Source organism: Kineococcus lubricus (assembly GCF_050871965.1).
Classification (GTDB): Bacteria; Actinomycetota; Actinomycetes; order Actinomycetales; family Kineococcaceae; genus Kineococcus.
In genome coordinates this window covers 1-14,140 of sequence record NZ_JBJLSK010000033.1, presented here as the reverse complement: position 1 = coordinate 14,140, position 14,140 = coordinate 1, and the positions used below count along the sequence as shown (strand labels likewise).

At 75.2% G+C, this 14,140-nt stretch carries 10 protein-coding genes; 5 read left to right on the top strand and 5 right to left on the bottom strand.

The annotated features are described in order from the left end of the window. Positions 1 to 25: 25 nt before the first annotated feature. The 3 genes from ACRYRX_RS19165 (at position 26) to ACRYRX_RS19155 (ending at position 4,109) form a co-directional block, all read left to right on the top strand. Positions 26 to 2,935 (top strand): FAD-binding and (Fe-S)-binding domain-containing protein, encoded by a 2,910-nt coding sequence (locus ACRYRX_RS19165; protein ID WP_432514473.1) that lies wholly within the window; start codon positions 26 to 28, stop codon positions 2,933 to 2,935. A gap of 29 nt (positions 2,936 to 2,964) precedes the next feature. Then, entirely contained in the window at positions 2,965 to 3,570 is a 606-nt protein-coding gene (locus ACRYRX_RS19160) for a dihydrofolate reductase family protein (protein ID WP_432514471.1), read from the top strand. A gap of 347 nt (positions 3,571 to 3,917) precedes the next feature. Continuing rightward, on the top strand, positions 3,918 to 4,109 hold the full coding sequence (locus ACRYRX_RS19155) for a hypothetical protein (RefSeq protein WP_432514470.1): 192 nt from the start codon (positions 3,918 to 3,920) through the stop codon (positions 4,107 to 4,109). A 23-nt stretch (positions 4,110 to 4,132) separates the two neighbouring features. Here ACRYRX_RS19155 and ACRYRX_RS19150 read toward each other — a convergent pair whose 3' ends face one another. Further along, positions 4,133 to 4,525, bottom strand: a complete 393-nt coding sequence (locus tag ACRYRX_RS19150; RefSeq protein ID WP_432514468.1) for a hypothetical protein — start codon at positions 4,523 to 4,525, stop codon at positions 4,133 to 4,135. Between the two features lie 327 nt (positions 4,526 to 4,852). Here ACRYRX_RS19150 and ACRYRX_RS19145 point away from each other — a divergent pair, with 327 nt between their 5' ends. Next, positions 4,853 to 6,073: an allantoate amidohydrolase gene (locus ACRYRX_RS19145; RefSeq protein WP_432514467.1), complete on the top strand. Its 1,221-nt coding sequence runs from the start codon at positions 4,853 to 4,855 to the stop codon at positions 6,071 to 6,073. On the opposite strand, the gene ACRYRX_RS19140 is transcribed toward ACRYRX_RS19145, so the two are convergent. The 4 genes from ACRYRX_RS19140 to ACRYRX_RS19125 form a co-directional block, all read right to left on the bottom strand. Continuing rightward, positions 6,060 to 9,104 (bottom strand): PAS domain S-box protein, encoded by a 3,045-nt coding sequence (locus ACRYRX_RS19140; protein ID WP_432514465.1) that lies wholly within the window; start codon positions 9,102 to 9,104, stop codon positions 6,060 to 6,062. The two genes, ACRYRX_RS19145 and ACRYRX_RS19140, sit on opposite strands and share 14 nt — an antisense overlap. A gap of 68 nt (positions 9,105 to 9,172) precedes the next feature. Then, a complete protein-coding gene (locus ACRYRX_RS19135) occupies positions 9,173 to 11,227 on the bottom strand; it encodes a sensor domain-containing diguanylate cyclase (RefSeq protein ID WP_432514464.1) in 2,055 nt (684 codons plus the stop codon). A 185-nt stretch (positions 11,228 to 11,412) separates the two neighbouring features. Continuing rightward, complete coding sequence (locus tag ACRYRX_RS19130) at positions 11,413 to 12,414, bottom strand: TIGR03557 family F420-dependent LLM class oxidoreductase (protein ID WP_432514463.1); 1,002 nt, start codon at positions 12,412 to 12,414, stop codon at positions 11,413 to 11,415. Beyond that, positions 12,411 to 12,965 carry a type 1 glutamine amidotransferase domain-containing protein gene (locus ACRYRX_RS19125; RefSeq protein WP_432514461.1) on the bottom strand — a complete coding sequence of 185 codons (555 nt, stop codon included), beginning with the start codon at positions 12,963 to 12,965 and terminating at the stop codon, positions 12,411 to 12,413. Before ACRYRX_RS19125 ends, ACRYRX_RS19130 begins: the two co-directional genes overlap by 4 nt. A gap of 114 nt (positions 12,966 to 13,079) precedes the next feature. Between ACRYRX_RS19125 and fbaA the strand changes: the two genes are divergently transcribed. After that, entirely contained in the window at positions 13,080 to 14,102 is a 1,023-nt protein-coding gene (gene fbaA / locus ACRYRX_RS19120) for a class II fructose-bisphosphate aldolase (protein WP_432514459.1), read from the top strand. The last annotated feature ends 38 nt before the right edge of the window (positions 14,103 to 14,140 follow it).

Here is a 14,140-nt window from a genome sequence, read left to right as displayed (position 1 = left end):
CCCCGCGCGGCGGCACACTGAACGGGTGACGCTGATCGACGACCACCACGCGACCACCGCTGCCGCCGACGGCGGGACCACCGCAGCGGACCTCGTGGCCGCACTCACCGCCGCGCTCGGCACCGACCCGGCCTCTGGCGTCGTGGACGCCTCCACCCGCCGCCGGGCCGAGTACACCACCGACGCCTCCAACTACCGCGTGGTGCCGCAGGTCGTCGTCTTCCCCCGTACCGTCGAGGACGTCGAAGCGGTCTGGGTCGTGTGCCGCCGCCTCGGCGTCCCCCTCACCTCCCGCGGCGCCGGGACGTCCGTGGCGGGCAACGCCATCGGCCCCGGCGTCGTCCTGGACTTCTCCCGCCACCTCAACCGCGTCCTGGAGATCGACCCCGAGTCGATGACGGCGTTGATCGAACCCGGCGTGATCCTCGACGACCTCCAGCGCCAGGCCGCGCCGCGCGGCCTGCGCTTCGGGCCCGACCCCTCCACCCACGCCCGCTGCACCGTCGGCGGCATGATCGGCAACGACGCCTGCGGCTCGCACGCCCTCGCCTACGGCCGCACCTCCCACAACGTCGTCGCCCTCGAGGTCCTCGACGGCCACGGCCGCCGCTACTGGACCGACGACCCGCCCGCGGACCTGCTCGCCGAGCTGCGCGCCGTCGCCTCCCGCCACCTGGCCACCATCCGCACCGGCTTCGGCACCTTCGGCCGCCAGGTCTCCGGCTACGCCCTGGAACACCTGCTGCCCGAGACCGGCGGCCCCACCGGCACCGCCCTCGCGCGCCTGCTCACCGGCTCCGAGGGCACCCTGGCCACCATCCTGCGCGCCCGCGTGCGGCTGGTCCGCCAGTCCCCGGCCACCACGTTCGTCGTCCTGGGCTACCCCTCGATGCACGAGGCCGCCGACGCCACCCCCGCCCTCCTGGAGCACGCCCCGCTGGCCGTGGAGGGCATCGACCGCCGCCTCGCCGACATCGTCGTGCGCCGCGGCGGGTCCGTCGAGGGCCTGCCCGGCGGCGACGGGTGGCTGTTCGTCGAGATGGGCGGGGAGACCCCCGAGGAGTCCCTGGCCGCCGCCCGCGCGATGGTCGCCGACTCCCGCGCCCTCGACTCCGTGATCATCCCCACCGCCGCCGAGGCCCGGGCCCTGTGGCGCATCCGCGAGGACGGCGCCGGCCTGGCCGGGCGCTCCCCCGAGGGCCAGCCCGCCTGGCCCGGCTGGGAGGACGCCGCCGTCCCGCCCGCCAAGCTGGGGGAGTACCTGCGCGAGTTCGACGCCCTCATGGCCTCCCACGGCGTCGACGGCCTGGCCTACGGCCACTTCGGCGACGGCTGCATCCACGTCCGCATCGACTTCCCCCTCTACGAGGACGGCGGTGGGCAGAAGGCGAAGGACTTCCTCGAGGACGCCGCCCGCCTCGTCGCCCGGCACGGCGGGTCCCTGTCCGGCGAGCACGGCGACGGCCGCGCCCGCGGCGGCCTGCTGCCCCTCATGTACGACGCCGAGTCCATCACCGCGTTCGAGGAGGTCAAGCGCGCCTTCGACCCCGCCGACCTGCTGAACCCCGGGATCATCGTCCGGCCCGCCGACGTCGCCGACGACCTGCGCGTCCCCGCCGCCCGCACCGCCCACGCCCTCGGGATGCCGCTCAAGTTCGCGTACTCGAAGGACGAGGGCGACCTCACCCGCGCCGTCCACCGCTGCGTCGGCGTCGGCAAGTGCCGCGCCGACTCCGGCGGCGTCATGTGCCCCTCCTACCTGGCGACCGGCGACGAGAAGGACTCCACCCGAGGCCGCGCCCGGCTGCTGCAGGAGATGGCGAACGGCACCCTCGTCACCGACGGCTGGCGCTCGCAGGAGGTCAAGGACGTCCTCGACCTGTGCCTGTCCTGCAAGGGGTGCAGCGCCGACTGCCCCGCCGGCGTGGACATGCCGACGTACAAGGCGGAGTTCCTCGACAAGTTCTACGCGGGCCGGTTGCGGCCGATGAACCACTACCTGCTGGGCTGGTTGCCGCGCTGGTCGAAGATCGCCACGACCACCCCCGTGCTGACGAAGCTGGTGAACGCGCTGACGTCGGTCCCCGCGCTGGCCTGGACGGCCCGGGCCCTGGGCGGCGTGGACCAGAACCGCCCGCTGCCGCAGTTCGCGGTCGAGACGTTCCGCGACTGGTTCGCGAAGCGTCCCGTGCGCGAGGGCCGGCCGGTGCTGCTGTGGGTCGACTCCTTCACCGAGCACTTCTCGCCCGAGGTCGGCCGGGCCGCGGTGAAGCTCCTGGAACACCTCGGGTACCAGGTGCGGATCACCGAGCAGCAGGTGTGCTGCGGGCTGACGTGGGTCTCCACCGGCCAGCTCGACGGGGCCAAGCGGCAGCTGCGGGCCTCCCTGGACGCGCTGGGGAACTCCCAGGTCCCCGTCGTCGGGCTGGAACCCTCCTGCACCGCCCTGCTGCGCGACGACGCGGCCGAACTGCTGCCCGACGACCCGCGCGCGCACGCCCTGGAGCACCGGGTGAAGACGCTGGCCGAGCTCATCGCGGCCGACCACCCCGACTGGACGCCGCCGCAGATCGACCCCGACGGCCCGGTGAAGGCGGTCGTGCAGCCGCACTGCCACCAGCACGCCGTGATGGGGTTCGCCGCCGACGCGGCGCTGCTGGCCAAGGCCGGGGTCGACGCGAAGGTCCTGTCCGGCTGCTGCGGGCTGGCCGGGAACTTCGGGGCCGAGGCCGGTCACCACGAGGTGTCGGTGAAGGTCGCCGAGCACGCCCTGCTGCCGGCGCTGCGCGAGCGCGGCGACGCCGTCGTCGTGGCCGACGGGTACTCCTGCCGGACGCAGTCGGACAACCTCGCCGGGGTGCGGCCCATGCACCTGGCCGAACTGCTCGCCGACGCCCTGCCCGAGGAGCAGCCCGAGGTGCGGCCCGACCGCTGAGTCCGGCGCCCCCGGCGGGTCCACCCGTCATGAGCCGAGTCGTCTGCCACCAGTCCCTCTCCCTCGACGGGTTCTCCGCCGGGCCGGGCCAGTCCCTCGAGCACCCCGTGGGGACCGGCGACGTCGGGCGGCTGCACGCGTGGATGTTCCGCGCCGACGAGCCCGGCCACGACGCCGACGCCGCGCTGCGCGCCGAGCTGCTGCGGCCGATCGGCGCGGTCGTCATGGGCCGCAACATGTTCGGGCCCGTCCGGGGGGAGTGGCCGGACGAGTCCTGGCGCGGCTGGTGGGGTGAGGAACCGCCCTACCACGCGCCGGTGTTCGTCCTCACCCACCACCGGCGGCCGCCGCTGACCACCACGGGCACGACGTTCCACTTCGTCACCGGCGGGTTCGGCGAGGCGTTCGCCCGGGCCCGGGAGGCGGCCGGGGAGCAGGACGTCCGGATCGCCGGGGGAGCGTCCACCGTCCGGCAGGCCCTGGCCGCCGGGGTCGTCGACGAACTGCTCCTGGACGTCGCGCCGTTCCTGCTCGGGGCCGGGGAGCGGCTGCTCGACGGGGTCACGGAGTTCCCGTTCACCCCCGTCGAGGTCGTCCACTCCCCGCTGGCCACCCACGTCCGCTACACCCGCTGACCGCCCACCCTCCCGTTCCTCCCCCTCCGCGATCAAGGACAGAACCACGCCGATCAAGGAGAACCTCTGTTCAGCACGACGGTTCTCCTCGATCGCGGGGGCTGGCGGGCGGGGGCCGGGCGCCGCGCGAGGAGAACGGGCGGTCAGCTGCGTCGCCGCCGCGGCCGGGTGCGCGCTGGCGCTGGTGCTCACCGCCCCGGCGCTGGTGGCACCGGCCCGGCACCCGCGACCGCGTCCTGTTCTGCCTCGCGCACGTCCACCCCCACGTCCTGGCCGCCCGCACCGACGACGTCCCGTGGGTGGCGGCGTGCGCGCTGCGCGCCACGGCCGTCGCGGGCGCTCTCCTCGTGGCTGCGTCCCCGCCGGCGCTGCGCCGTCCGGTCGCGTACGGCGTCACGACGCTCGCCGTCGCCGGGGTGGTCGCGGCGGGCGGGATCCCCACCGCCCTGAGCTGGTTCGCCCCCGTGCACCTCGTGGAGCTCCTGCTCGCGCACCTCCTCGCCGGCGGCGACCACCCCGCGCCCGACCGCGCGGCGTGACACCGGACGGGTTCCGGCCCCGCTCACGCCCGCCGGACGGCGAGGTCCACGAGGAGGTGCGTGTCGCGGCGGTCCGGGCCGGTGCGGAACCGCTTCGGCGCCCGGTGCACGTCCCGCAGTCCCGCGCTCCCCTCGACGGGGCGCCGGTCGTCGGCGGGACCGGTCGTCGCCCGGTCCACGACCCGGACCCGCACCGGGAAACCCGTGGCGGGGACCGCGCCGGGGGACGGTTCGACGGTGGCGCGTCGGACGTCCGGCCCGAGTTCGGCCGGGACCGGCCCGTCCCGCAGGAACCACGTCACGTCCTCGCCGACGGCGGGACGGACCCGGTGCGGGAGTTCCCGCAGGGGGACCAGCACGGTGAGGAGGAGGAACGAGCGGAGGCTGACCGGGGTCAGCTCGGTGTGGCGATGCACTGAGAAGACCCGCGCACTCGACAGGTCCGGGGGACGAAGCCCCCGGGCGCGGGTTCACCGTGGGCCGGACCGTACACGGCGTCGGCGTCACCGCGCCACCGTGGACCTCGCGCACCGCGAGCCCGGCCCGTCGGGACGCCGATCGGACCCGTTGCGGCGCAACGCCTGCGAGGAGATCCGAACCGCTCGCACCCGCAGCGGGGCGCCCCCTCGACGGGCACCGGCGTGCCCCCGGCGGTCGGGTCGTCGTCACGGTCGCCGCTCGCGACGACCCGCCCGGCCGCCGGCCCGGGTGGGCCCCGGGGAGGTCGCGGGTAGGTTCGGCCCGTGTCCGAGACCTCCCAGCTCCTGGCCGCCATCGCCGGCACCGGCCGCGACGCCGTGCGGGGCGGGTACTCGCGCCCCGTGTTCGCCCCCGCCGAACGCGAACTCCTCGACTGGTGCTGCGCGGAACTGCGCCGTCGCGGCCTGGAACCGGAGACCGACCGCAACGGTGTCGTGTGGGCGTGGTGGAACCCCGGCGGTGCGCCGCTGACCGGGGCCGTCGTCACCGGCAGCCACCTCGACTCCGTGCCCGGCGGCGGGGCGTTCGACGGTCCGCTCGGCGTCGCGTCCGCCCTGCGCGCGGTGGACCTGCTGCGCCAGCGGGGGGTCGAACCCGCCAGGCCCCTGGGCCTGGCGGTGTTCCCCGAGGAGGAGGGTTCCCGGTTCGGGGTGGCCTGCCTGGGGTCCCGGCTGCTCACCGGCGCGATCAGCCCCGAGCGGGCCCTCGCGCTGACCGACCCCGACGGCAACACCTTCGCCGACGTCGCCCGGGCCGCGGGGCTCGACCCCGCCGGGTTCGGCCGCGACGACGAGGCGCTGGCCCGCATCGGGCAGTTCGTGGAGCTGCACGTCGAGCAGGGCCGCGGGCTCGTCGACCTCGGCGCCCCCGTCGCGGTCGCCGGGTCGATCCTCGGTCACGGCCGCTGGCGGTTCACCGTCCACGGGCAGGGCAACCACGCCGGGACGACGCTGCTCGAGGACCGCCGCGACCCGCTGCTGGCCGCGTCCCGGATCGTCGTCGCCGCCCGCGAGGTCGCCGCCGGGCACCCGGGGACCCGCGCCACCGTCGGGCGGTTCCAGCCCGTCCCCGGCGGCACCAACGTCATCGCCTCCCGCGTCGACCTGTGGCTCGACGTGCGGCACGCGCAGGACGCCGTGACCGCCGCGGTCGTCGCCGAGGTCTCCCGCCGCGCCGCCGAGCTCGCCGCGGGGGAGGGCTGCACCGTGGAGGTCCGCGAGGAGTCCCTCAGCCCCACCGTCGAGTTCGACCCGGCGCTCGCGCGGCGGCTGCGGGCCGTCCTGCCGGCCGCGCCGCTGCTGCCGACCGGCGCCGGGCACGACGCGGGGGTCCTCGCCGCGCACGTGCCCACCGCGATGCTGTTCACGCGCAACCCCACCGGCGTCTCGCACTCCCCGGAGGAGCACTGCACCGACGAGGACGCCGAACTCGGTTCGGTCGCCCTCGCCGACGTCCTGCAGGACCTGCTGCTCAGCCCAGCGTGACCGACCGCGCCAGGTCGGCGCGCGGGTCCTCGCCCCCACCGGGCTCGTCACCCAGCGCGTTCAGGGTCAGGGTGAACCGCGACCCGCCGCCGCGGGCCGGCTGGTAGGTCAGGTCCCCGCCGCCGGCGTTGATGAGGGTGCGGGCGATGAACAACCCCAGGCCGGTGCCCTTCTTCTCCACCGCGACGCCGGTGGTGGCGCGGGCGAACCGGTCGAACAGGTGCGGCACGAACGCCTCCGGGACCCCCTCACCGGCGTCGACGACGTCGAGGGCGACGTGCTCGCCGCGGTGGCGGGCGGCCACCCGCACCGGCGCCGCCCCGTACTTGAAGGCGTTGCCGAGCAGGTTGGCGAGGACCTGCTCCAGGTGCCCGCGGTCGGCCAGCACCGTGAGGTCACCGACGGCGCTGGTGTCGACCGCGTCGGCGTCGTGGCCGAGCCGGTCCACGACGTCGGCGACCAGCGCCGGCAGGTGGACCCGGGTGGTGCGCGGGGTCGGGGTGCCCTCGTCCAGCTGCGCCATCGTCAGGATGTCGCCCAGCAGGTCGTCGGCCCAGCGGCCCGCCTTCTGGATGCGCCCCAGGTACTGCCGCTTGTCGTCCTCCGACAGCACCTGCCAGTCGTCCAGCAGCAGCTCGGCGAACCCGACGGTGCTCGCCAGCGGCTGGCGCAGGTCGTGGCTCAGGGTCGCCACCAGGTCGTCCTTGAGGCGGTTGGCCTCCCGCAGCTGCTCGTTGGAGGCGACCAGCGCGGCCTGGGCCCGCATCCGCTCCGACAGGTCCCGCACCAGGGTGAGGGTGGCGCGGCCGCCGGCGTCGGGCAGCGCGACGGTCGTCACCTCCACCGGCACGGTCGTCCCGTCGGCGCGGCGCAGGGCCGTCACCAGCGGGGCGGTGGTCGCCACCCGGCCGGGGGTGAACTCCCGGCGCGCGAGCCACGCCTCCTGCTCGGCCTCGGGGACCAGCAGCAGGGACGTGGGCAGCGCCAGCAGACCCGGGGTGCGGCGGCCGGTCAGGCGGGCCATGGCCTCGTTGACGTAGGTGATCTGCTCCTCGTGCTCGACCAAGACCCCCTCGCCGAGGTCGCTCAGGGCGCGCAGCAGCCGGGTGGAGACGTCGCGCTGGCGGCGGACGTCGTCCTCGGCGCTGACGCGGTCGCTGACGTCGATGACCTGGTTGGCCAGGTACAGCGGCTGCCCGTCGGCGTCGCGGACCACCGAGGTGGAGACCTGGGTGTGCACGACGTGGCCGTCGCGGTGCAGGTGCCGCACCTGCCCGCCCACCCCGGCGGCGCCCGCGACCGCACCGGCGGTGAGGAGGTCGCGCACCACCTCCCGGCCCTCGCCCCGGTCCGTCGGGTGCACGTGCCGGCCCCAGCCCTGGCCCACCAGGTCGGCGGGCTCGTAGCCGAGCATCGCGGCGGCGGCGGGGTTCACGCGCAGCACGACGCCGGTCAGGTCCAGGTGGATGTTGCCGACCATCGACGCCTCGAACGCGGCCTCCAGCTGGCCGGCCTGCTCGGCAGCGCTGCGCCGGGCGGACTCCAGGTCGCGGCGCAGGGCGCGGTCGGCGGTGACGTCGGTCATCGCCACCACGGCACCCAGCGCGCCGCCGTCGGCGCCGCTCATGCGCCGGCCCGAGCAGGTCACCGTCAGCGCGGGACGCCCGGTCGGGGCGATGACGATCTCCGCGCCCGTCACGTCGCCCTCGCGCAGCGCCCGGTGCAGCGGGACGTCCTCCAGGGTCAGCGGGCGGGTGCCGTCGGGGCCGAACAGGGCGTAGCTGCCGGCGTGGTCGGCGGGGTCCATCGACGCGTCGGCGTCCAGGCCGTGCCACTGCCGCGCGGCGCGGTTGAACATCGTCAGCCGGCCCTGCGCGTCGGCCACGACGATCCCCACCTCCACCGTGTCCAGCACGGTCCGGGCCAGCTCCCCGCGGGCCTCGGCCTCGGCCCGCGCCTCCTGCGCCAGCGCACGCTGCTCGGCGGCCTCCCGCGCCAGCTGACGGCTGTGCTCGGCCGAGGCGGTCATCCGGGCCAGCAGCACGTCGCGCTCGTCGCGGCCCATCGCCATCGCCAGGCCCAGCACGCCCAGCACGACCACGTACAGCTGCACGACGATGGCGCGGGTGGCGTCGTCGACGATCATCGCGAAGGGACCGTGCCCGCCCAGGGTCAGCAGCACGGCCACCACACCCATCGCCAGGTCGTGCACCAGGACGATGGTCGTGTCGAAGCGCAGCGCCACCCACGCCGACAGCGCCACCAGGGGGAACGCCACCGGCAGGCCGTCGTAGTAGCCGAAGGTCAGCACGTAGGCCAGCACCGAGCAGCCCACCGCCGCGACCAGCTCGACCAGCCGCCAGCTCCGCGGCCAGCGCACCGGGAGCGCCACGGGCGCGCCGCCGTCGGTGCGGCGAGCGGTGAGCAGGCAGCCGATGCGGAAGCAGACGGCGGCGATGAGCAGGATGCTGGCGGTGTTGCGGGTCATCCACACCAGCGCCGCCACCCACGACCACTGCCCGGTCAGCGCCCACAGGGCCGTCGGGCCCAGCAGGGCGCTCGCGCCGGTCGCCAGGAACGCGGCCGTCAGCAGGCGCATCAGCTGCGTGAGGCCGGTCAGCGGCTGGTCCCCGCCGGCGCCCCACGCCTGCGGGCACCAGCGGGTGAACAGCACCTCGAACGTGAGGACCTGGGCGACGTTGGCGGCCGCGAAGCACACCGCCAGCGCCGGGTCCAGGCCCGTGAGGGCGTTCAGCGCGAACGTCGTGATCACCAGCAGCGCCAGGTCCAGCCCCCGGGTGCGGGCCGTCCGCTGCGCGGCGAACCACACCACCGCCACCCCCGCCGCGGGCCACACCAGGCTCATGCTGGTGCCGTCCATCACGGTCTGCCGGCCCAGGAGCATCGCGACGCAGAAGGCGAGGGCGAAGGCGAGGCTGCGCAGCACCGCACCCGGCGTCGGCCGGGTCGACGGGGCGCCGCTGCCGCGGACCGCACCGTCGCGCCGCGGGGAGACACCAGACGTGGCCACGGGTTTCCTCCTGCGTTCCAGGCGCCACCGGAGGGGGGACCGGTGGTCTCCTCAGGGGATCGGCGCGCTCACCGCTGGGCTGAAGGGGTGAGCGCGCGGTCGTCGTGCACGACGGTGGCGTCGCGCCCGCCCTGCTTGCCGCGGTACAGCGCCTCGTCGGCCCGGGCGACGACCTCCTCGACCCGCAGCCCCGGCTGCCACGACGCGAGGCCGATCGTGCAGCTCTGCCCGCGCGGCACGGCCGCCCGGATCCGGTCGGCCACGACCACCGCGTCGGCCGCCGTGCACCCGGGCAGGGCCACGACGAACTCCTCCCCGCCCCAGCGGGCCAGCGTGTCGACCTCCCGCAGGCAGTCGCGGGCGGCGGCGGCGAACTCGCGCAGCAGCGCGTCCCCGCCGAGGTGGCCGTGGGTGTCGTTGTACGCCTTGAAGTGGTCGAGGTCGATGATCGCCAGCGTCAGGGGGTCCCCCGTGCGGGTCGCGCGGGAGACCTCGCTGCCGATCGCCTCGTCCCAGCGGCGCCGGTTCGCCAGGCCCGTGAGGGCGTCGCGGTCGGCGGCCTGGGCGAGCCGCTGCAGCAGCTCGGCCCGCTCGGCGGCGTGGGCCAGCTCACCCGACAGCGTCTGCAGCACCGGCCGGACGTCCTCGGGCAGCGACGGCTGCGGGGTGCGCCAGAACACGCCCAGCACCCCGACCGTGCGCTGCCCGGACAGCACCACGGGGTACCAGGCCCCGGACACGACCCCGCTGGCGTCGACGAGGGCCTGGGACGCCCGGGGGTCGGTCTTCATGTCGGCGACGAACACCGGCGTCGAGCTGGTGAAGGTGGTCGCCGCCAGCGACGGCTCGCGCAGGTCGTAGGTGACGTCCTCGGCCGGGTACCCCGACGCGGCGACGGCTCGCAGCACGCCGTCCTCGCCGTCGGGGCCGCCTCGGCCGGGGCGCAGCAGGTACGCGGCGTCGGCCCCGGTCAGGTCCCGCAGCCAGCCGCAGATGATCTCCTGCGGGTCCTCGGCCGAGGCCAGGGCGCGGGAGGCGTCGGCCAGGGCCTGCACCCGCCGGCTGTGCTCGGCGAGCGCCGCGTGCGCCCGGGCCAGCGCCTGCTCGCGCTGCCGGGCGTGGGTGACGTCGTTGAGCGCGACGACCGCGCCGAGCACGCTGCCGTCGACGCGGTGCATCGCGCGGCCCGAGCACACCAGCACCCGGTCGGGCTGCCCGGCGGCGGTCAGGACGACCTCGACGCCGTCCACGGCCTCCTCGCGCAGGGCCCGCACCCACGGCAGCTCCTCGGCGCCCAGCGCGGTGCCGTCGGCGGCGAGGAAGGTGGCGGTGGCCGGGGTGGCGCCCTGCCACTGGCGCACGGCCCGGTTGGTGGAGCTGACCTGCCCCTGCTCGTCGACGACGACCAGGCCGACGTCGATGGTGTCGGCGACGACCTCGCTCAGCTCCCAGCGCTCCTCGGCCTCGCCCATCACCAGGACCGCCAGCTCCCGGGCCTCGGCGGCCTGCTCGCTCTGCTCGGCGGCGCGGCGGACCTCCCGGCGCCGTTCGATGAGGGTGACGAGGACCCCGGCGAGGTCGCGCAGGACGCCGAGCTGCCGGTCGGTGAGGGTGCCGGGGACGGTGTCGAACACGCACAGCGACCCGAGGGCGTGGCCGGCGGGGCTGGTGATCGGGGCGGAGGCGTAGCAGCGCACCCGGCCCAGGCGCCCGTCCACCCAGGGGTTGCGGGCGAACCGCTCGTCGAGGGAGGCGTCGGGGACGTGGACGACCTCGCCGTCGAGGAAGTGCAGGTCGCACAGGGAGTCCTCGCGGGCGGTGCCCCGCCCCTCGAAGCCCACGGCGGTGGGCTGGTGCTGGCGGTCCTCGTCGATGACGTTCAGCGACGCGTACGGGACGCCGGCGACCGCGGCCGCGGCGCGCACCACGGCCGACACCTCGTCGTCGGCGGCGGTGTCCAGCAGGCGGTACTCGTGCAGGTCGACCAGCCGCGCCGCCTCGGCGCCGGTGACGTCGGTGGGCACGACGAACGGGGGCGGGACCGGGCCGGCCTGCGGTTCCTGCTGCTCCTGCTCCTCCTGCGCGGTCGCCCGGGCCAGGGCGAGCCAGTCATCCCTGTTCACCTCAGCCCCATCGGCCCGACGGGCCCCGACCTTGAACGGCGGGGCCGTGGTCCGGGGTGCGCGGGCCGTCGTCGTGGGCGGTGGTCGCCGGGAACCCCGGCCGCGGTGCCCTCACCGGTGTCCCCGCGTCGCTCGTCCGGCCGGCACGCCGGTCCCGGGGGGCGCGACGGCCCCCCGGGCGCCGCTCAGCTGGGGGAAGGGTTCGTGCCCTGGGCCGCCTCGCGCAGCGCGGGCAGCAGGTCGCTCTCGGCGGCCCGGAGGAACTGCTCCTGGTGCTCCCCGCCGATCTGCACGAGGGCCAGGTCGGTGAACCCGGCCTCGAAGTACTTCGAGGCGGCCTCCACGACGGCCTCCACGTCGTTCCCGCAGGGGATCTGCGCGGCGACGTCCTCGGGCCGGACGAACTGGGTGGCGCCGGCGAACCCGGCCGTGGTCGGCAGGTCCGCGTTCACCTTCCACCCCCCGGCGAACCAGCGGAACTGCTCGTGGGCGCGCGCGACCGCGGCGTCCCGGTCGGCGTCCCAGCTCACCGGCATCTGCCCGATCTTGCGGCTCGGGCGCTGACCGGGTTCGCGGGCGGCGTCCCAGGCGTCGAGCGCGGCGTCGGGTTCGACGGCGATGGCGTGCTCGGCCAGCGGGGAGAAGCGCGTCGCCGACTTCTCGCCGCTGATGGCGATGGCCAGCGGCACCCGGTGCTCGGGAACGTCCCACAGGCGGTGCGAGTCCACGCGGAAGTACTCCCCGGCGTAGGTGAGGAGTTCACCGTCGAAGAGGTTGGAGATGATCTCGGCGGCCTCCACGAGCATGTCCTGCCGCTCCTCGACGGCGGGCCAGCCGTGACCGACGACGTGCTCGTTGAGGTTCTCGCCCGACCCCAGGCCCAGGACGAAACGCCCCTCGGACAGGATCTGGACGGTCGCGGCCTTCTGGGCCACGACGGCCGGGTGGTAGCGGATCGTGGGGCACGTCACGTACGTCATGAGCTCGACCCGCGACGTCGTGGCGGCCACCGCCCCCAGCACCGACCACGCGTACGGGGCGTGGCCCTGGGACGTCAGCCACGGGGAGGCGTGGTCGGAGAACACGACCGTGTCGAAACCGGCCTCCTCGGCCGCCCGGGCGTCCCGCACCAGCCAGCGCGGGTCGGACTGCTCGCTCATGCAGGTGTAGCCGATGCCGACGCTCACGACAGTTCCCCCAGCAGGGCGCGGGTGAACGCGGGCAGGTCGTCGGGCTTGCGGCTGGTGACCAGCGGCCCGGGACCGGAGCGGTCCACGACGACCTCCTCGTCGACCCACTCGGCGCCGGCGTTGCGCAGGTCGGTCCGCAGCGAGGGCCACGACGTCATCCGCCGGCCCTTCACCGCGTCGGCCTCCACCAGCGTCCACGGAGCGTGGCAGATGGCGGCGACCGGCCGCGTGGACGCCGCGAACTGACCGACGAACTTCACCGCGGACAGGCTGGTCCGCAGCGCGTCCGGGTTGGCGACGCCACCGGGCAGCACGAGGGCGGCGTACTCCGACGGGCTGGCGTCGTCGACGACGACGTCCACGTCGAAGGTGTCCGCGGCGTCGAGGTGGTTGAACGCCTGCACCTTCCCGGGCGCGGTCGACAGGAGCACCGGTTCGCCGCCGGCGTCCTGGACGGCCTTCCACGGCTCGGTCAGCTCGACCTGCTCGATGCCCTCGGTGGCGACGAGGAACGCGATCTTCTTCCCGCTCAGCTGGCTGTCCGTCATGCCCACACGCTCGCACCACCGCCCGCCGTCGGCATCCGGGAAGGGTCGCCTCCCCGCCCGGGTGGCGCCGTGGAAGGATCACCCCGCCAGAGTCGCCCCGACGGAGGAGTCGCCATGCCCATCGCCACCCCGGACGTCTACGCCGAGATGCTGGACCGCGCGAAGGCGGGGTCCTTCGCCTACCCGGCCATCAACATCTCGTCCTCGATCACCCTGAACGCGGCGATCCGCGGTTTCGCCGAGGCCGAGAGCGACGGCATCGTGCAGGTGTCCACCGGCGGGGCGGAGTTCCTGTCCGGCACGACCGTCAAGGACATGGTCCTGGGGTCCCAGGCGCTCGCCGAGTACGCCCACCACGTCGCCAAGGGCTACGGCGTGAACATCGCCCTGCACACCGACCACTGCCCGAAGGACAAGCTGGACGGTTTCGTCCGGCCGCTGCTGGCGATCTCCGCCGAGCGCGTGAAGAACGGCCGGGACCCGCTGTTCCAGTCGCACATGTGGGACGGCTCGGCGGTGCCGCTGGAGGAGAACCTCCAGATCGCCGCGGAGCTGCTGGAGAAGGCCGCCGCCGCGAAGATCGTCCTGGAGGTCGAGATCGGCGTCGTGGGCGGCGAGGAGGACGGCGTCGCGCACGAGATCAACGACAAGCTCTACACGACCGTCGAGGACGCCCTGGCCACGGTGGAGGCGCTGGGGACGGGGGAGAAGGGCCGCTACCTGACGGCCCTGACGTTCGGGAACGTGCACGGCGTCTACAAGCCCGGCGGGGTGAAGCTGCGCCCGGAGATCCTCAAGGAGATCCAGCAGGAGATCGGGCAGCGGGTCGGCAAGGACAAGCCGTTCGACCTGGTGTTCCACGGCGGGTCGGGCTCCAGCGAGCAGGAGATCAGCGACGCCGTCGACTACGGCGTCGTGAAGATGAACGTCGACACCGACACCCAGTACGCGTTCACCCGGCCCATCGCCGACCACATGTTCCGCAACTACGACGGCGTCCTGAAGGTCGACGGCGAGGTCGGCAACAAGAAGACCTACGACCCCCGCGTGTGGGGCAAGGCCGGGGAGACCGCCATGGCCGCCCGCGTCGTCGAGGCCGCCCAGAACCTGCGCAGCGCCGGCAAGTCGGTCAAGTGACCCACCCCCCGCGGTGACCGCGTCGCTGCGGTCACCGC

Excerpts from the sequence above, each read along its gene's own strand:
- ACRYRX_RS19160 (WP_432514471.1), top strand. The coding sequence starts at position 2,965 with ATGAGCCGAGTCGTCTGCCACCAGTCCCTCTCCCTCGACGGGTTCTCC.
- ACRYRX_RS19125 (WP_432514461.1), bottom strand. The coding sequence starts at position 12,965 with ATGACGGACAGCCAGCTGAGCGGGAAGAAGATCGCGTTCCTCGTCGCC.
- fbaA (WP_432514459.1), top strand. The coding sequence starts at position 13,080 with ATGCCCATCGCCACCCCGGACGTCTACGCCGAGATGCTGGACCGCGCG.